Origin of the sequence: Streptomyces zaehneri (assembly GCF_032248645.1) — a bacterium.
In the GTDB taxonomy this organism is placed as follows: domain Bacteria; phylum Actinomycetota; class Actinomycetes; order Streptomycetales; family Streptomycetaceae; genus Streptomyces; species Streptomyces coriariae.
Map to the genome: position 1 here is coordinate 1 of NZ_JASTTJ010000074.1, position 421 is coordinate 421.

The following is a 421-nucleotide window of genomic DNA, read 5'->3' on the forward strand; positions in this document are numbered from 1 at the left end:
ATGCTCTTATGCACAGGAGATTGAAGTTAAAAATCTGAAAAAGCACGTTTATTTTTTGGCTAGTGACCGAATGAAGGGCCGTGGAACAGGGAGCAAACAAAATCAAGAAGCCGCAAAATACATCACTTCACAATTTAAAAAATATAAACTGGAGCCTTTAGGAGTAAATGGTTATTATCAGGACTTTGAGGCTAAAGTCAGAAAAGTTAAAGTTACCGATAGCATCCGACCTGCCAGAAATGTGATTGGCTTTTTAGATAATAATGCGGCTAAAACCGTTGTTATTGGGGCTCACTATGACCATCTTGGAGAAGGAAAACAGGGAAGCTCTTTGGCAAAAGACAGTTATGGTATGATACACAATGGTGCAGATGACAATGCTTCGGGTGTTGCCGGATTATTGGAATTAGCACGCGTATAT

1 protein-coding gene is annotated in these 421 nt (G+C 39.7%); it reads left to right on the plus strand.

Annotation, left to right across the window (positions count from 1 at the left end; translation table 11 throughout):
- On the plus strand, positions 1–421 hold a 421-nt coding region (locus QQM72_RS40695), incomplete at both ends, for a M28 family peptidase (protein ID WP_314225837.1).